15 protein-coding genes and 1 pseudogene are annotated in these 18,184 nt (G+C 43.0%); 11 read left to right on the top strand and 5 right to left on the bottom strand.

From position 1 onward, the window contains the following. Positions 1 to 10 precede the first annotated feature (10 nt). Positions 11 to 1,948 (top strand): AMP-binding protein, encoded by a 1,938-nt coding sequence (locus MHH41_RS09075; protein ID WP_340866187.1) that lies wholly within the window; start codon positions 11 to 13, stop codon positions 1,946 to 1,948. A 91-nt stretch (positions 1,949 to 2,039) separates the two neighbouring features. On the opposite strand, the gene cysI is transcribed toward MHH41_RS09075, so the two are convergent. Together cysI and MHH41_RS09065 are read right to left on the bottom strand one after the other, a co-directional pair. Beyond that, positions 2,040 to 3,758 (bottom strand): assimilatory sulfite reductase (NADPH) hemoprotein subunit, encoded by a 1,719-nt coding sequence (cysI, locus tag MHH41_RS09070; protein WP_251190449.1) that lies wholly within the window; start codon positions 3,756 to 3,758, stop codon positions 2,040 to 2,042. A gap of 37 nt (positions 3,759 to 3,795) precedes the next feature. Further along, on the bottom strand, positions 3,796 to 5,622 hold the full coding sequence (locus MHH41_RS09065; protein ID WP_340866183.1) for an assimilatory sulfite reductase (NADPH) flavoprotein subunit: 1,827 nt from the start codon (positions 5,620 to 5,622) through the stop codon (positions 3,796 to 3,798). A gap of 272 nt (positions 5,623 to 5,894) precedes the next feature. On the opposite strand from MHH41_RS09065, the gene MHH41_RS09060 reads away from it, so the two are divergent. Then, a complete protein-coding gene (locus MHH41_RS09060) occupies positions 5,895 to 6,302 on the top strand; it encodes a DUF3221 domain-containing protein (RefSeq protein ID WP_050944841.1) in 408 nt (135 codons plus the stop codon). A gap of 89 nt (positions 6,303 to 6,391) precedes the next feature. On the opposite strand, the gene MHH41_RS09055 is transcribed toward MHH41_RS09060, so the two are convergent. Then, positions 6,392 to 7,819, bottom strand: a complete 1,428-nt coding sequence (locus MHH41_RS09055) for an aldehyde dehydrogenase family protein (RefSeq protein ID WP_284907624.1) — start codon at positions 7,817 to 7,819, stop codon at positions 6,392 to 6,394. Positions 7,820 to 8,030: 211 nt separating this feature from the next. Between MHH41_RS09055 and MHH41_RS09050 the strand changes: the two genes are divergently transcribed. The 3 genes from MHH41_RS09050 to MHH41_RS09040 are packed head-to-tail and all read left to right on the top strand — an operon-like array spanning position 8,031 to position 9,657. Beyond that, the gene (locus MHH41_RS09050; RefSeq protein ID WP_284907622.1) at positions 8,031 to 8,456 is read left to right on the top strand and encodes a DMT family transporter; all 426 of its coding nucleotides are present in this window, start codon (positions 8,031 to 8,033) and stop codon (positions 8,454 to 8,456) included. Between the two features lie 13 nt (positions 8,457 to 8,469). Continuing rightward, positions 8,470 to 9,150, top strand: coding sequence for a Crp/Fnr family transcriptional regulator (locus MHH41_RS09045; protein WP_335364022.1), 681 nt, complete (start codon positions 8,470 to 8,472; stop codon positions 9,148 to 9,150). A 21-nt stretch (positions 9,151 to 9,171) separates the two neighbouring features. Next, positions 9,172 to 9,657, top strand: coding sequence for a DMT family transporter (locus tag MHH41_RS09040; RefSeq protein ID WP_284907619.1), 486 nt, complete (start codon positions 9,172 to 9,174; stop codon positions 9,655 to 9,657). 10 nt (positions 9,658 to 9,667) lie between these two features. Here the strand turns inward: MHH41_RS09040 and MHH41_RS09035 are convergent, their stop codons facing one another. Next, the gene (locus MHH41_RS09035) at positions 9,668 to 11,074 is read right to left on the bottom strand and encodes a phospholipase D-like domain-containing protein (protein WP_340866671.1); all 1,407 of its coding nucleotides are present in this window, start codon (positions 11,072 to 11,074) and stop codon (positions 9,668 to 9,670) included. A 159-nt stretch (positions 11,075 to 11,233) separates the two neighbouring features. On the opposite strand from MHH41_RS09035, the gene MHH41_RS09030 reads away from it, so the two are divergent. From MHH41_RS09030 to MHH41_RS09010, 5 genes are all read left to right on the top strand, one after another. Next, positions 11,234 to 12,010, top strand: a complete 777-nt coding sequence (locus tag MHH41_RS09030; RefSeq protein ID WP_061408067.1) for a MurR/RpiR family transcriptional regulator — start codon at positions 11,234 to 11,236, stop codon at positions 12,008 to 12,010. A gap of 130 nt (positions 12,011 to 12,140) precedes the next feature. After that, positions 12,141 to 13,055: a 1-phosphofructokinase gene (gene pfkB / locus MHH41_RS09025; protein ID WP_340866177.1), complete on the top strand. Its 915-nt coding sequence runs from the start codon at positions 12,141 to 12,143 to the stop codon at positions 13,053 to 13,055. Positions 13,056 to 13,067: 12 nt separating this feature from the next. Beyond that, entirely contained in the window at positions 13,068 to 14,486 is a 1,419-nt protein-coding gene (locus MHH41_RS09020; protein ID WP_340866176.1) for a PTS fructose transporter subunit IIC, read from the top strand. A gap of 15 nt (positions 14,487 to 14,501) precedes the next feature. Then, positions 14,502 to 14,960 carry a PTS sugar transporter subunit IIA gene (locus MHH41_RS09015; RefSeq protein ID WP_003211874.1) on the top strand — a complete coding sequence of 153 codons (459 nt, stop codon included), beginning with the start codon at positions 14,502 to 14,504 and terminating at the stop codon, positions 14,958 to 14,960. 2 nt (positions 14,961 to 14,962) lie between these two features. Next, positions 14,963 to 15,832, top strand: coding sequence for a class II fructose-bisphosphate aldolase (locus tag MHH41_RS09010; protein ID WP_003210866.1), 870 nt, complete (start codon positions 14,963 to 14,965; stop codon positions 15,830 to 15,832). Here MHH41_RS09010 and MHH41_RS09005 read toward each other — a convergent pair. Next, positions 15,826 to 17,392: pseudogene (locus MHH41_RS09005) on the bottom strand (MDR family MFS transporter). The gene MHH41_RS09010 and the pseudogene MHH41_RS09005 sit on opposite strands and share 7 nt — an antisense overlap. Before the next feature lie 170 nt (positions 17,393 to 17,562). Here MHH41_RS09005 and MHH41_RS09000 point away from each other — a divergent pair. Then, the gene (locus MHH41_RS09000; RefSeq protein WP_226805343.1) at positions 17,563 to 17,982 is read left to right on the top strand and encodes a MarR family winged helix-turn-helix transcriptional regulator; all 420 of its coding nucleotides are present in this window, start codon (positions 17,563 to 17,565) and stop codon (positions 17,980 to 17,982) included. Positions 17,983 to 18,184 lie beyond the last annotated feature (202 nt).

Below are 18,184 nucleotides of genomic sequence, written 5' to 3'. Positions count from 1 at the left end.
GGGCATCCTCATGATGAACCTGAAACCAGTATGGAAACCGGAAGAGCAAATGATCAAACAGACACGTCTTTACCAATGGATGCACTCGCTTGGTTTTTCTACTTATGATGCATTCTACAAAGCTAGTATCGAGCGTACCGATTGGTTTTGGAGAGAAGCTGAAAAGGCGGTCGGTATCAAGTGGAAGATGCCGTATGAAGCCGCATTAGGTCAAGATTCACTCATGTGGCCAAACTGGTATAAAGGCGGCCAACTCAACATAACCGAAACGGCCGTGGACAAATGGGCAGAGAACGAAGAAGCGCAGCATCAGCCAGCCGTGATTTGGAAAAACGAGATGGGCGAAGAGAGGAGATGGACGTATCTCGATCTTCAGGAAAAGGTGAATCGCCTCGCTGCTGGCTTTTTGAAGAATGGGCTTCAAAAAGGAGATGTGGCAGTCATTTATATGCCGATGCTTCCTGAAACGGTAGCTGTCATGCTAGCCTTTGCAAAAATTGGCGTTATCTTTAGCCCCGTCTTCTCTGGATATGGAAGCGAGCCTCTTGCCGTACGTATTCGTGCGTCAGGTGCAGCCATTGTCGTCACAGGCTCAAGCATGACGCGCCGCGGGAAGAAGATCAATATGCGGGAATGTGCAGCAGAAGCCATAGGCAAAACCACGACCGTCAAAACCGTTATTGTACACACCTCCTCTGACACTGAATATGAAGGAGATATTAGGTTAAACGATTTGTTAAAAGAAGACCCGATAAGTGAACCGACCTATCTCACAAATGAAGAGCCTCTCATGATCTTATACACTTCTGGAACGACTGGTACGCCAAAAGGAGCGGTTCATACACACGCAGGATTCCCTGTAAAAGCAGCTTTTGATGCCGGTCTTTGTATGGACGTTGCAAAAGGAGACCGCTTGTTTTGGCTCACAGACATGGGCTGGATGATGGGGCCATTTCTCGTCTTTGGCGGCTTGATCAATGGAGCTGCGATTGTTTTATATGACGGCGCACCCGATTATCCAGATGAACAGCACCTCTGGTCATTCATTCACAAGCAAAGGGTCACCCACTTTGGCCTTTCACCTACGTTTGTTCGATCTGCGATGCAGCAAAATCTTGCAGGTATAAAGCTGCCGCATGTCAAAGCCATCATATCTACAGGTGAGCCATGGAATGAAGCACCATGGCAATGGCTTTTTGATAAAATTGGTCATAAGCATATTCCAATTCTAAACTATTCGGGAGGAACAGAAGTCTCAGGCGGAATTGTAGGAAGTACGTTGCTTCGCCCAATTAAACCAGTCCTTTTTAATGCGGCGATTTTAGGAATGGCAGCTGATGTATATAATGAAGCAGGTCAGAGCGTCATAAATGAAGTAGGAGAGCTCGTTGTGAAAAAGCCATGGGTTGGCATGACATGTGGGTTTTGGAAAGATCCTAAGCGTTATGAAGACACGTATTTCAAACGATTTGATGGGGCGTGGACACATGGTGATTGGGTGGTGCAATCAGAGGATGGCACGTTTCATATCACTGGCAGGTCGGATGATGTCATTAATACAGCAGGAAAACGTGTCGGTCCAGCAGAAATTGAATCCATTCTTGTCAGTCATCCGGCAGTACACGAGGCAGCTGTGATTGGGGTAAAGGATGAGGTGAAGGGGGAGGCACTCGTATGCTTCATCGTGACCAGCCCGCAGTCTTGTGACGAATCAAAACTGATTCAAGATCTCAAATCACATGTTGGTTCATTTGCGGGAAAAGCGCTCACGCCAAAGGAAATTCATCTTATTTCAGCTTTACCGAAAACAAGAAACGGAAAAATCGTCCGGCGTCTATTAAAAGGAGCTTATGAACAGCAGCCTTCATCAGATCTTTCTTCTTTAGACAATCCTCATGTGTACAAAAGCATTTGCGAGTACTTGAAACGGAAACAGAACAGCGTGTAAACAAGAGCCCTCGCATCGGTGTTCAGATCTGCGTGCCGGTACTCGTTCTTCCTAGGGCTGAAAAAAAGACAGGAGAGTGTCCTGTCTTTTTCTATTGCACATGAAAATTCGTGCCATCTGTTGTTTCTTTGACAATCCCTGCCCGAACAACAAAATCACCGAAATGTTCTCGGTCTTCTCGTTCTTTTGCATAGCGGGGGAGAAGAGAGCCAAGCTCGTTTAAAATCTCTTCCTCACCAACATTTTCACGGTACAGCTTACTTAATCTGCTGCCATCAAACGCAGCGCCAAGATACATGTTGTATTTGCCAGGTGATTTGCCGATAAAACCAATTTCACCTAGCGCATGACGGGCACAGCCATTTGGACAACCAGTCATACGAATCGTGATTTCTTTATCACTTAAGCCGTTTTCTTCGACAATCTCTTCAATTTTGTCAATCAAGCGCGGGAGGTAGCGTTCTGCTTCTGCCATTGCTAAGCCGCATGTTGGAAGAGAAACACAGGCCATTGAACTGCGGCGGAGTGCAGAGTGCTGCTGACCAGCTGATAAACCGAACTCCTGTATGAGCTGCTCGATTTGTTTCTTTTTATGAGAAGTGACATTTCCAATGATCAAATTTTGATTCGCTGTTAAGCGGAAGTCACCCGTATGAATTTTTGCGATTTCACGAATGCCTGTCATCAGCGGATAATCATCATAATCTGTGATACGTCCGCCTTCTACAAACATCGTATAATGCCATCTGCCATTGATGCCTTTTACCCAGCCATAGCGGTCCCCATTATGATCAAAGTGATAATCTCTTGCGCCTAAAAGGGCAAACCCGAGGCGGCGCTCCAGCTCTTCTTTTACATTCTCAAGACCAAGGCGGTCCACTGTATATTTAAAGCGGGCATTTTTTCGCACGGAACGGTTTCCGTAGTCACGCTGAATAGTAATCACTTGTTTCGCAATCTCTACAACTTGTTCCGGTGTACAAAAGCCAATTACTTTTGCAAGCTGAGGATAGGTCGCTGTATCACCATGAGTCATACCCATTCCGCCGCCAATTGCGACATTAAAGCCGATTAATTGCTCATTTTCGATGATCGCAATGAAGCCTAAATCCTGCGAAAAGACATCAATATCATTAGCAGGAGGGACCGCCACACCAATTTTGAATTTCCTTGGTAAATAAAGCGGGCCATACATCGGTTCAACTTCTGTATCTGGCGTTGCCGCAACCTTTTCCTCATCAAGCCAAATTTCGTGATACGCTCTTGTTTGCGGAAGCAGGTCATCACTTAATTTTTTCGCCAGCTCGTAAACATCATGGTGCACTTCTGATTGATAGGGGTTTGATGTACACATGACATTCCGGTTCACGTCGCCGCAAGCAGCAATTGTATCAAGCATAGTAGAATGAATGTCTTGAATGGTTTTTTTCATATTCCATTTTAAAATACCGTGAAGCTGAAAGGTTTCACGAGTAGTCAGCTTTAACGTACCGTTTCCGTATGTGTGAGCAAGCTCATCCATCACTAGCCACTGCTTAGATGTGGCGATTCCACCAGGCAGGCGTACACGCAGCATAAATTGATAGGCAGGCTCAAGTTTTTGTTTCTGCCGTTCATTTCTGAGGTCCCGATCATCCTGTAAATAACTGCCGTGATGTTTCATCAGGCGGTTGTCATCATCAGGAATTCCCGCTGAAATCGGATCAAGCATTACTTCTTTTAACGTACCCCGTAAATAATCACTTTTTTCTTTGATTTCTTCTACGTCGCTCGGAGGTCCATCCGGCGCTGTTAATGCTGTCTTCACCATGTAAGTAAAAGCTCCTTTCTTTCAAGCATCAAGTCCATTAATATACGTCGCGCTGATAGCGTTTTTGCTGCTGCAAGTTAGCTAGATAGCTTTCTGCTTTCTCTTTGCTCATCGCTCCTTCTTCTTGGATAATCGATAGAAGGGTACGATGCACATCATGCGCCATATGCTTTTCATCTCCGCAAACATATACATACGCACCTTGCTCCAGCCACTCGAATAATTCTTTACTTTGCTTCTTCATTTGATGCTGAACATATACTTTTTCCTCTGAATCTCTTGAAAAAGCCACATCCATTTTCGTTAAGACGCCATCTTTTAACCACTTTTGCCATTCGGTTTGATATAAGAAGTCCGTCACAAAGTGCTGATCGCCGAAGAATAACCACGACTTTCCGCTTGCACCGATTTCTTCTCGTTCCTGCATAAACGAACGGAAAGGGGCGATACCTGTGCCTGGTCCCACCATAATGATCGGTGCATCAGGGTTTTCAGGAAGCTTAAAGTTTTGATTGTGCTGAATATAAACAGGCAGCGTATCACCTGGTTCTAAGCGCTCTGCACATAGAATGGAGCAGACACCTTGACGTTCTCTCCCGTGCGCATCATATCTCACAGCACCGATCGTCAAGTGAACTTCTTCTTCATTCGCTTTCAGGCTGCTTGCAATCGAATAAAGGCGGGCAGGAATTTTTCTTAAAATCGCAGTAAAGTCTGCGGCTGTTCCTTCAAAAGGACCGAAGTCGCGCGCAGCATCGACTAAATCTCTTCCTGCTAAATACGCTTTTAACTTTTCTTCATTTCCTTCTTCTAAAAGGGCATGGAGGGCTTCATTTTTCGTCAAGTCCGCCAACTTTTGAAGAAGAGGTTTTGTTAATACTGTTATTTCAAAATGTGAGGTAAGTGCTTCTTTTAAAGGAAGAGTGTCACCGTTTTTATGAACAGTTACGGCTTCGTCTGCATTCCATTTCCATCCACATGTCGTGATCAGTTCATCAACAAGCGCAGGATCATTTGTTGGATAAATTCCAAGGCTGTCACCCGGTTCATAAACAAGTCCTGATCCTTCTAATGAAAGCTCCAAATGGCGGGTCTCTTTGTTAGAGCCGCGGCCATTTAGGTTGATATTTTCAAGAACTTCCGCATAAAAAGGATTCGTTCTTGAGTATTCAGTAGCTGCTGTTTGGTTGCTCTCTCCTGCTGATTCTTGCGGGAAGGCTGCGGCTTCACCTTCGCTAAGTGACGATGTCACCCCTTGAAGCCATTCCGAAAACGGCTCATCATAATCAAGGTCACAATCCACTCGATCTGTCAGGCGCGTTCCGCCAAGCTCTTTGAAGCGCTCATCAAATTCTTTTCCAGTCTGACAGAAGAATTCGTAGGAGCTGTCGCCTAGCGATAAAACAGAAAAGCTTAAATGATCAAGCTTTGGCGCACGTCTACCGTGGACATATTCATGGAAAGAAAGGGCATTATCAGGCGGATCTCCCTCGCCATGTGTGCTGACGATCATCAGTAAATTGTGTATTTTTTTCAGATTATTTGGTTTAAAATCTGACATAGAAGAGAGCGTCACTTGAAAACCTTTCTCCTCAAGATGCTGCGCTGTCTTTTTCGCTAATCCTTCGGAATTACCTGTTTGTGAGCCATAAATGACGGTCACATCTTTACTGACAGGCTGCGCAGGTACTGCGGCAGAAGGAGAAGGGGCTAGAGTAGCTGTTTCTGATCCGGTTAGAGCTGCCTGTGCTGATAAATAACCGGTAAGCCAAATTTTTTGTTGATCTGTTAAAGTCGGAAGCAGCTGATTAAGCAAGTCTGCCTGCTGCTGACTAAACGGACTGTTCAATACATGAAGTTGCAACGATATCCACCTCACAAGGAATATAAACATAGATTAATTCGATAGGAATTATATATATAGGTTCAATTTGAACTTTACCGAAAGTTTGCCATTAAGTAAAATATATAATATTGATTGTCATGATTAAGATTTCTAATACCTTTACAAGGTAAATGAACTTGAGGGTGAATCAGTTTAACTGTATAAAGCATCTTAAGAAAAATGGGTCGTTTTGTTCTAAGAATGCTAGCATGAAGAAGCGATGCAAAGAATTGAAAAGGGGTGAATGAAATTTGATACAGCTAAAGTTTAAAAAAATAAAATGTTTTCGGCTTGTCATCTTGATTTTTCTCATTTTATTAGTAGCGTGCAATTCTCCGAAGGGAAATATAAAGGATTCATACAATCAGAATAAAACAACAGCACCTTTTTCAAAAAAAGGCATACTGCTATGTAAAGAGGAGACGAGTTTACTTCTTATAAACAATAAAACGCCTCTAAAAAGCGATGATTCGTTGAATACTCATCTACTTATTGATAAGTATAAAGATGATCTCATCATTATCGATTTAACGAAAGTAGATTCTAAAGAGCTGTCACAGGGGCAAACGATTGAGATTTGGTTTGATGAGTTACAAGAATCGTTTCCTCCAAAAGCAACCGTCGAAAAATACAAAATCATTATGGATAAGAATAAATAAGAGAGTAGTAAGCAGTTCTTAAAATTCGAAATGGGTTCTTACTAAATAAAAAGGGGAGAAAAACCCTAGAGTTTTCCCCCCTTCTCGATTTATGCAGTTGGTAACCCCATCACAGCTTTCACTTCTAAATATTCCTCGATGCCGAAGTCTCCCCATTCTCTTCCGATACCTGATTGCTTGAAGCCGCCAAATGGGGCAAAGTAATCTGTTTCGGCATTGTTAATGGTGATTTGGCCAGCACGAATATGTTCAGCGACATATTTTAATGTTTTATCATCTTTTCCAACAACATACCCAGCAAGGCCATACACTGTATCATTGGCGATCTCAAGGGCATGATCCAGGTCCTGATACGTGATAACACTCATGACTGGTCCAAAGATTTCTTCTTGCGCAATGGTCATATCATTTTTCACATTGGTGAAAATGGTATGCTTGGCGAAATATCCTTTATGGATTCCGTCCGGCTTTCCAGTTCCCCCTGCAAGAAGGGTAGCACCTTCTTCGATTCCTTTTTCAATATAAGATTGCACGGTATCCCATTGCTTCTTAGATACAAGCGGGCCTGTAGCGTGATCTTCTCTCGGATCACCCACTGTAAACTTCGGCAGGGCGTTCAGCAGCGCTTTTTCAAACTTGTCTTTCATTGATTCTGGAATAAGCACACGCGTAGCTGCAGAACACACTTGACCTGTATTCATCGCAATATGATGAACAGCGGTTTCTGCTGCTACATCCACATCTGCATCATCTAAGACGATAAGAGGGGATTTCCCGCCAAGCTCAAGAGCCACTTTCTTCACATTGTCCGCCGCGTTTTCCATAATTTTAGAGCCAACGGCACCTGATCCGGTAAATGAAACAAAGTCAATATCAGGATGTGAGCTAATGCCGTCACCAATCACGTCACCCGTTCCGTTTACTAAGTTGAAGACTCCTTTCGGTACACCAGCTTCATCCATAATTTCTGCAAGAATCATCGCTGCAAATGGTGTAATTTCCGCTGGCTTTAAGACAACTGGTGAGCCTGCCGCAATGGCACCTGCGATTTTAAGAGATGTCTGATTCGTTGGGAAGTTCCACGGTGTAATCAATCCGCTGACGCCAATCGCTTCTTTTATAATGGTATGTCCGCCGCGGTCCTCTGTAAATGTATAAGATTTAAGTGCTTCCGCTGCTTTAGAAAAATGTTCATAGCCCATTTTGTAATGAACTTCTTCGGATACTTTTAGCGGTGCACCGAGCTCTTGTGTCATCACTTCTACAAGTTCATCTTTGCGTTTTTCGTAGCCGCGCACAATGTTTTCCAGCATCTTCACTCGGTCATTTCGAGATGTTTTGGAGAAAGAAGGGAAGGCGGCACGAGCTGCTTTCACTGCCTTATCTAAATCTTCTTTTGTTCCTAAGCTAATGGTGCCAATGACTTCCTCGGTCGCAGGGTTGATGACCTCCGTCGTTTCGTTTCCTGTTGATGCAATCCATTCTCCGTTAATAAAATGTTTCTCTTGATTTCTCATTCTGACATGACTCCTTTTTGTATATGATTCATTCAATATTCTGTTTTCAGCTTATATAAAACTGTACCCACTGTGAAAAATCTAAAACGAACAAACTGCAAAAGAAAAAGTTTCTGATATAATACGCAAAGTGGGACATATGTCCTTTTCAACCGGCAGACATGTATCATTTAATGGAACTAGACTGAAAAAAGAAGGAGCTTTTGAACGAATGAAAGGTGTTATTTTCGCTTTATTAGGAGGCGCTTGTATTACACTACAAGGCGTAGCCAATGCAAGAATTAGCCAGGATATTGGCACATGGCAGGCAGCCACCATCACGCAGCTGACCGGCTTTATCATCTCGCTCGTCATTTTACTCGTCGTACGAGACGGACACTTCAGGGAATATCGAAAGGTGCAGCCGCTTTATTTAATTGGCGGCACATTTGCAGCGATTATTATTTTTAATGAAGTCACCGCGATTCAAATCATCGGTGTGACACTCACTATCGCAGCATTACTGATTGCACAGCTTGCTTTTACCTTTGCAATCGATGCAAAAGGATGGTTTGGTGTTCAGAAAAAGAAAATGAAATGGCCTCATTACGCAGGAATTTTATTGATGGTCACAGGGGTGATCATTTTAAAACTATAAAGGAGGGCATCAGATGGAGGAGCTTCATGATGAATCTCTTTTTGCCTCATATATGAAGGCACATCAATTAGAAAGTGTCTTTCATCAAAAGCTCATATCACACGTGAGTTTGTGGCGCTATGAGCAAGGGGAGCTCGTTTGTTCAAAAGGGGATAAGAGGGAGTACCTGTACTTGTTAGTGAAAGGAAAATTAAAGATTTTCACGACCACAAAGGAAGGGAAAACCTTTATTCTTAGCTTTAAACATCCCCTTGAAGCGATTGGAGATATCGAATACGTTCAGCAGACGGATATGGTCAATACAGTCGAAGCAGTCACAGAAGTACATATGTTAAGGGTTTCTCATCAAGCGCTCATGCGCCATGCGAAGGATGACCCGCGCATGCTAACCTTTCTGCTAAAAGGGATCACAAACAAATTTTATACAAAATCAAACGATTTGAGTTTCCACCTGTTATATCCTGTGGAGGTCAGGCTTGCAAGCTACTTATTGTCTGTTGTCACAGATGACAACAGCGCGAGCGCCCTTCGTCTCACTGATGCGGCAAGCTTAATCGGTACAAGCTACCGTCATATTAACCGAGTCATTCAGCAATTCTGTGAAAAAGGACTGATAGAAAGGCAGAGAGGAAAGATTACGATTTGTGACCGCAAAGGGCTCCTAGAAATAGCAGAGCACAACATTTATGAATAGAGGAAATGAAGGGATTTATATATGATCATAGGAATAGTATTAGCCATCACGGCTGGCGCACTCGTCAGCTTACAAACCATTTTTAACAGTAAGGTCAATGAGCAGACAGGCTCTTGGTCAACTACCACCCTCGTTCTTGGAATGGGCTTTATTGCTTCACTCCTGATGGGGCTCTTACTAGAGGGAACTGGCATGTTTCGATTAAGACATATGGAAGCGTGGTACTGGATCAGCGGGGCTATTGGGGTAGGAGTGGTCATTTGTCTTGTTCAAGGTATCAAACGGCTTGGACCGACTTATGGCATTTCGATTGTCCTCACGTCACAGCTTGGCTGCGCTCTTTTGTTTGATTCGCTTGGCTGGCTTGGCTTAGAAAAAGTAGAATTCTCTTTGACAAAACTTTTAGGTGTTATTGTGATTGTGGCAGGGATCTTGGTGTTTAAATTGACCAAATTGGAGTCTGCAGAAAAAGATCAAACGCAAGAAAAAGGGCTGCCACAAGAGTAGCTGCCCTACTTTATATCAATCGACGCCATAAAACTGTTATTGCGGATAATCCATTTAAAAGGAGCCTTTTCATCAAAGGCTTTTTTTTCTGTCCATAAGCGCTCGTCTGGTAGACAGTTCGATCTTTAGCAACGAGATAACTATAGGCGATTTTTCGTTCAATTGCTTGCGTAAGTGATAACGCAAACGGGGCACTGTCAATGACCAAAATCGACTCCGTGTTTAAAAAACTAGACCTCGCATCTAAGTTATATGTCCCAATAATACTCAGGTAATCATCAATCACCATTGATTTCGCATGAATGGAATACGGGCCTTCATATTCATACAAATGAACGCCTGTTTTCATCAGCTCCTTTTTTGTGCTTAAATACCCGGCAAAGGCTAATGGATTTGGCGTCGCCGTAAGTGAATTCGTCACCACGGTCGTCTGGATATCACTAGGTAAGGGAGTGAGTCCGGCTTTCATTGGGCGCGTTGGGATGACATAAGGCGTCTGGATGAGCACAGAACGCTTTGCCCGGTGCGCAAGATCGTTCAGTTTTTTCAGCACAAGTGGTCGCTTATTAAAGCGTTCCACAGGATTTGTGAAAAAGGCAATCTGTTTCACAGAAGTGGTATCTGCTGCCCAATCAAATGAGGACATCACAAAAGGTTCTTTCGTGCGCATGGCTTCTTGATAGGATCTGAGCAGCTGTTTTCTTAGCTTTAACCCTTTTTTCGCTTTTGGCTTAGAGAACACAGCTTTTGTTCTTTTTGTGAAATCATGATTCCACAGATAAACGAAATATTGCTCCATTTCATCTAATACTTTTCCCTTTTTGGGGTTATAGAGCAGCACATCACGGTCAAAAGCAAAGTCTTTCGGCGGCTGGTCTGCAAAGTATTTATCACCGATATTTCTTCCGCCCATCACAGCCACTCGGCCATCTGCTAGTAGCAGCTTATCGTGTAGCCGATTATGCCACGTCCAAGGCTTGAACAAACGAAAGGGCTCATAAAAACGAATAGACATGTTCGGATGATTTGCTACCGCATAGCGCAAATGCTTTAGCGGACCGCGCAAACTGTGACAGATGCCATCTAACAACAGCTGCACTTTCACACCTCGATCAGCTGCTTCAATTAAAGCACCTAGTATCCATTCGGCTGTTTTTCCCTTTTGAATGGAATAGTAACTGAGACGGATCATCTTCTTTGCCTCACGAATCATTTGAATCCTCACCTGACCAGATTCAAACCCGTCGTCAAGAAGCATCACTTGATTTGTCCCCTGATCGTCTCCTGAAATAGAAGAGGCTTTATAAATGCAATGTTCTTTGCATGTTTTTCGTATCGGTAAATAAAACAAAACAAATGCGGTCAAAAATACATAGACGACATAAAGAAGGATGAGATAAAACAAAAGATGAAGCATCATGATCAGCTCCTTTCACACAGACACAACTTTTCCTTAGTGTATGTCAAAAATGAAATTTCACTCATTTTGGCTTTTTAACAAAATACATGACAAAAGAATCAACTTGTTTTTATTGGGCATTTAATTATAGTATGAAATGAGTAAGGGGGAATCAAATTGAATGAACCACTATTTAACATTCCAACCGAAGTGTATCAAACGTTAAGTGAAACAGAACGTTATTTACTCAACTATATTCACCAGCATTTAGAGGATATCTCCACCTTATCCATCGTCACATTAAGTGAAAGAGCCAATGTGTCGACAGCCACAATTGTCAGGCTGATGAAAAAAATCGGCTACAACGGCTATACATCCTTTAAATATCGATTGAAACAAGAAAAGAAAATGACCGATGCAAGTGATCAGCTCAAAAACATTGATGAAGACATTAAACTAGCGATTCGGAAAAATGAAGAAGAGGTTTTAAAGACGATCCAGCTGCAAAGTATTGGGCAAATTGAAGATGCCGTTCAAAAAATACATAATGCGGACAAAATTTATATTTTCGGCAGAGGCTTCTCAGAGATGATTGCCAAAGAAATGACCATCAAATTACAGCTCATCGGAAAAACATGCGAAGTACATGACGATCCGAATATCATTCGGCTGAAATCGAGAGACATCGGTAAAAACGAACTTGCGATCTTTGTTTCATTAAATGGCGAAACAGCAGAGCTCGTTGAAGCTTGTCAAAACCTTAGCATGAAGCAAGTCACGACCATTACCGTCACCACAAGAATAGATTCTACATTAAGTAAAATATCAGATATGACTCTAGTCGGATATAAAGGCGAACAATCTTTCTTCCCAGATTATGAGGTCAGATCGCGCCTGTCTCTTCATGTCATTGCCCGCATTTTACTAGATGCCTACGTGATTCGAATGAAATAACCGATAAAGAAGCCTTCGAGACTTTGATCTAGAAGGCTTTTTATCATGAAAACCTTTACACAATCTGAAAACATTTTCACTCCTGCGTATGAGATACTTTCTTTAGAGAAAAGAAAGAAGGTGAAACCAATTGATTTATACCTGCACCTTAAATCCTGCTATTGACCTATATATTGCATTAAAAGAAATGAAGGCAAATGCAGTCAACCGCACGGAAGATGAAGATTATCAGCCGAACGGCAAGGGAGTCAATGTCTCCATTATGCTAAAGAAATATGGATTCACCAGCACTGCATTAGGATTTATTGCTGGGTTTTCAGGCTCTTATATTGAACAATCCTTAAAGGACCTTTCCATTCAAACCGATTTTATCTCAGTTGAAGGAATTACACGCATTAATGTTTTTATTAATACGACAGAAGAATACAAGCTCGTGAACCAGGGACCTGCGATTGAAGAAAAAGCACTTCACGCCTTTCGTGAAAAAATAGCGGCCATTCCGCAGGGGGACATCCTGATCATGTCAGGCAGCCTGCCAAAGGGCGTACCAGCCAGCATTTTTTCAGAAGTAGCAGCTATTTGTCATCAGCACAACGTCAAGTTTATTTTAGACACAAGCTCCGCAGCAGTTCTTGAGACGCTTCAATACAAGCCGTATTTATTAAAACCGAATGAAGAAGAAATCGCTGCTTTTTTCGGCAAAACACAGCCTATGTCAGAAAAAGAACTCATTCAATCAGGAGAAAAGCTCATTGAGATGGGTGCAGAGCAAGTGCTTATTTCCCGCGGGGGAGAAGGGGCTTTGTTCATTACAAAAGACGCCGTCTTAAAAGGAAACGCACCGACAGGCACTGTAGTAAATACAGCTTGCTCTGGAGATGCGATGCTCGCAGCCTTTCTTAGTAAACAGCTTGAGGGTCATTCACCTGAAGAGTGCTTACGTTACGGCATTGCAACAGGGGCATCTACTGCATTTTCTAAAGGCTTAAGTGATTTACATGACATTCATTCATTAATTGATCAAGTACACATTGACAAGATATAAGGGGGAATAGACATGAGCCGCAAAAAAATTGTCGCTGCAACTGGCTGTCCAACAGGCATTGCACACACATTTATGGCAGCTGAAGCATTAAAAATAGCTGCTGAGCAACTAGGGGTCGACATCAAAGTTGAAACGCACGGTCAAGTAGGAATTGAAAACGCTTTAACCGATCAAGACATTCTGGAGGCCGATGGGGTCATTGTCGCAGCTGACAAAGATGTGAATACAGATCGTTTTCACGGCAAACCACTGATTGAAGTCCCTGTAGCGAAGGGTATCCGCACGCCAAATGAACTGATCCAGGGCATTATCAATGGAGAAGCACCCGTTCATCAAGTGAAAGGAAGAGCTTCTGGAACAGAAAAAACATCTGCTTCTTCTTCACCAGCTCAACATAAGTCGGCGAATAAGTGGATACACACCATCTACAAACATTTAATGAACGGTGTATCACACATGCTTCCATTTGTTGTTGGAGGCGGGGTCTTAATTGCTTTATCTTTTCTATTCGGTATTTACTCAGCTGATCCTAAGCATGAAACGTATCATCCGTTTGCAGCCTATTTGAAAAGCATTGGTGGACTCAGCTTTAGCTTAATGGTGCCTATTTTAGCAGCATTTATCGCTGATTCAATCGCCAGACGCCCAGGGATGGTTGTCGGATTTATCGGCGGCCTGCTTGCAAACGATGGAGGCGCTGGATTCTTAGGTGGTATTATCGCAGGTTTTGCAGCAGGGTATATCATCGTACTCCTTCAATTCCTGCTTCAAAAATTACCTGCATCACTTGACGGATTAAAATCAATCTTCATCTATCCTGTCATCGGTATTTTCTTAATTGGGGCTGTGATGACACCACTATTAGTTCCAATCACAGGGCTAAATAATTCATTAATGGATTTTCTCTCAGCTGTTCAATCCACGAATCCGCTGCTCTTAGGTTTAATTGTTGGAGCGATGTGTGGATTTGATATGGGAGGACCTTTTAACAAAGCAGCCTATGTCACAGGAACGGCTTTACTTGCAGAAGGTAACCTTTACTTCATGGCAGGTGTGTCAGCAGCATGTATCACACCACCGCTTATCATTGCGATTGCCACAACGATTTTCCGAAAACATTTCACACCGCAGGAACGAAATGCAGGGGCCATCAACTATATTCTAGGAGCGACACATATAACAGAAGGGGCCATCCCATTTGCGGCAAAGAACCCGATCGTTGTCCTGCCAATTATCATGTTTGGCTCCGCCATCTCTGCTATATTGACGTATCTCTTTGGCGTACAGGTTCCAGCTCCGCATGGCGGGTTCCTTGTCCTTCCAGTCGTCACAGGCGCATTCCAGTGGGTACTATCCATACTGATCGGATCACTTGTAGGTGCCATTCTATACGGACTTTATCGTAAAAAAATAGACAAACCCGCAGTTTAATAGGGAGGAAGAGAAATGATGGAACATATTTATATGAATCTTCATGAAACCGCGTCGTCACAGGCTGGCGTTTTCGCAGCCATTGCTGATATTGCCTACAAAGCAGGTATTTGTACATCACCAGAGGATGTTAAAAAAGGCTTAGCGGAAAGAGAAGCACTGAGCACAACTGGATTTCAAGATGGATTTGCGATTCCGCATACACAAACAGACGCCATCACAAAACCAGCACTCGTGATCGTCCGCACGGAAACAGGCATTGAATGGGACGCTTTTGATGGGAAGCCATGCTTTTTCTTCTTATCCTTACTGATCCCCAAAAGTGAAGCAGGGACCACTCATCTAAAGGCTCTTTCTGCCCTTTCACGAGGATTAATGGATGAAGCGAAACGACAAAAGCTACTGGAAACAAGAACAAATGAAGAGATGCTAACTGTATTAGAAACAGATATTTTAACGAGAGAGGATGTTTGATCATGCCTTTACTATCCACAACACCAATGCTTGAGACTGCGAAAAAAGAAAAATACGGAATCGTTGCATTCAATGTACATTCCTTTGACAGCATTTATTGGGTGCTCGAAACGGCCGCAGAATTAAAGTCACCTGTCATTTTGCAAACAACGGTTGGAACCGTTCAATCTCTTGGAGCAAAAGCGATTGCAGATACAGTCAAAGCGGCGGCTGATCAATATCAAATCCCAATCGGTCTGCACCTCGATCACTGTACGGATTTTGATGTGATTCTCACCTGTATCAGGGCGGGATATACATCCGTCATGATCGATGCATCGATGCATTCATATGAAGAAAATGTTCGCCGCACAAAAGAAGTGGTGGACCTCGCATTAAAAGTAGGGGTGAACGTTGAAGCAGAATTAGGCAAGGTAGGCGGCGTCGAAGATGATATCGTCGTCGATGAAAAGGATGCTGAAAAAGCCATTCCATCAGAATGCCGTCAATTTGTAGAAGAAACTGGGGTACCAACTTTAGCACCTGCAATTGGTACCGCACATGGCATTTATAAAGGGGTTCCGGATATTGATTTTGACCGCATTGAACAAATTGCATCACTGGTCGATGTTCCCCTTGTACTGCACGGCGGTTCCGCTGTACCAGATGAAGACGTCAGACGATGTGTGGCACTTGGTATGGCAAAGGTCAATGTCTCAACTGAATTAAAAAATGCGTACTCTGAAGCCATCCGTGATCATTTCTCAAACGAACCGGAAAGCTTAGATCCACGTATGTATTTACAAAAAGCTAAACAAGCAGCAAAAGATATGGTCACATCGAAAATACGGATCGTTGGCAGTGAGGGCAAAGCCCATCCTCTATATCAGTGAAACAAAAAAGCAGAGCCGCTTAAGCTCTGCTTTTTCACATTATTCGCTTTCTTTCATTTCATTTGATGTGCGTACCCGTGCATTTCCCATAAACAGGACCGTAATCGCTGCAAGGGCAATAGGAAATAACGCAATCAAAAATACGTACGTGATACTTTGTGACATCGCATCGATGACTTTATTTAAAATATCAGGCGGAATTTGTGAACGGGCACCTTCTTGGAAAATGGCCTGTGGATCGCCTATTTGAGAAGGGGCTCCTTTCATTCCGCTAAAGGCATCTGCTAAGCGATTCGATAGGACATTGGTTTGAATCGTCCCAAAAATCGTGACACCAAGTGTCATTCCAAGTGATCTCATAAATGAATTGGTCGAGTTTGCACTGCCTCGGTAACGAGGGGCAAGATCATTCATTGAAGCTGACGGCAGAAGGGAGAAGCTGAAGCCGACGCCAAAACCTGATATCATCATAAAGATTGTGAGCCACAGTCTAGCTGTATCTGGTGACATATTGGCAAGCAGCAGCATCCCCGCGAAAAATGAAATGACAGAGATCGCCATAAGACGTCTGAAAGGCACTTTCGTCTGCATCGTTCCGCCAATCATACTGCCAATGACAGACCCTATCATCATCGGTGTTAAAATGAATCCTGCACTTGTCGCTGATTCACCGTACACCGCCTGGACGAAAATAGGAATGAAGACGGCAAGAATAATAAATGTTCCGCCATATAAAAACGCCAAAATTTGAGATGTCGCAAATAAACGATTTTTAAACATCCAAAATGAAATAATCGGTTCCTCCGCTTTACGCTCAACAATAAAGAAGATGGTACCAAACACAACAAACACGGCAAAAAGTGTGAGGATTTGCACTGAATCCCATGCATAGGATTTACCGCCAAGCTCAAGAGCGAACATCAAGCTGACAACCGCCACGACAAGTGTAATAGCACCTGACCAGTCAATTTTCTGCTTGCGATGTTCTAGGGATTCATGATAGTATCTGGCGATCAAGAACACACTAACAATACCAATTGGCACGTTAATATAGAAAACCCAATGCCAGCCGATTGAATCTGTGATAATAGCTCCTAATAGTGGTCCTAGTACACTCGATAAACCAAACACTGCACCAAACATACCGGACATTTTCCCGCGTTTTTCAGGCGGGAAGATATCAAAGATGATCGTAAACGCGATCGGAAGAAGGGCACCGCCTCCAAGCCCTTGAATGGCTCGGTAAATAATGAGCTGATCCATCGTTTGTGCGATACCGCAAAGCGCAGATCCAATTAAAAAGAAAATAAGTCCAAACAGAAAAAAACGCTTTCGACCATACATATCAGAAAGCTTTCCGTAAATCGGCATTCCAGCCATTACTGCCACCATATAAGAAGCCGTCACCCAAGCAAATTTATCAAAACTGCCCAAATCTGCTACGATGCTTCCCATTGCTGTTGCAACAATGGTATTGTCCATCGCCGCCATAAAAATTCCTAACAGCAAACCGATGACAACTAAGCGAGTGGATGCCTTGCCTTTATCCACATGATTCATTTCATTTACCTCCTGCTTACGTTCTCTCCTTATTTTTGCTATGATCAACTTAAATATAAAGTAAGAGAACATTTATCTTGATGATCAAGATAAATTGATTTTAAAGGGAGGAGAACAAGTTGTCAATAAAGAACGACGCAGAAGACAGAGCAGACCTGATCATCCATACAATGAGGCGCCTCGCCACACGAACGGTTTTATTCCACCAAGCGGCCGCACAATCGCTTGGCCTTTTCCCAACAGACCTCAAATCAGCCGATTTATTAAACGAACTCGGTCCTCTCACAGCAGGAGAATTAAGTGAAAAAACAGGTCTTAGCTCAGGTGCGGTCACAGCTCTGATTGACCGCCTTGAAAAAGCGGGCTACGCCAAAAGAGAAAAGGACCCAAAAGACAAACGAAGAGTCATCATCGTTCCATTAACAGCAGGGAAATCACAGGTAAAAGAACTCTTTCGATCCTTATCAGCATCAACAAAACTGCTCACAAACGAATACAAACGAGAAGAATTAGACTTAATTATTCAATTTATTACCGAAGCAGCAGATATTATGGATCAAGAGTTGCAATTGCTTAAGTCTAAATCGTAAGAAAGCACACTGTTGCGGGTGTGCTTTTCTATAAGTTGTTCAAATAAGGTAGCGAAGATTATAATTGGCTCAATTAGTGGCCTCTTCTTACCATGGAAGTGCTCTATAACCTTGTTTACAATGGAACATCTCAAATGATTTTAATTAAAGGATGGTTTAAAAATCGCGTCTTAATGATTACTGACGATAGCGGAGCTAAAGC

The organism is Bacillus sp. FSL K6-1145 (assembly GCF_038003425.1).
Taxonomy (GTDB): domain Bacteria; phylum Bacillota; class Bacilli; order Bacillales; family Bacillaceae; genus Bacillus; species Bacillus pumilus.
This window is presented reverse-complemented; position numbering and strand designations above follow the sequence as displayed.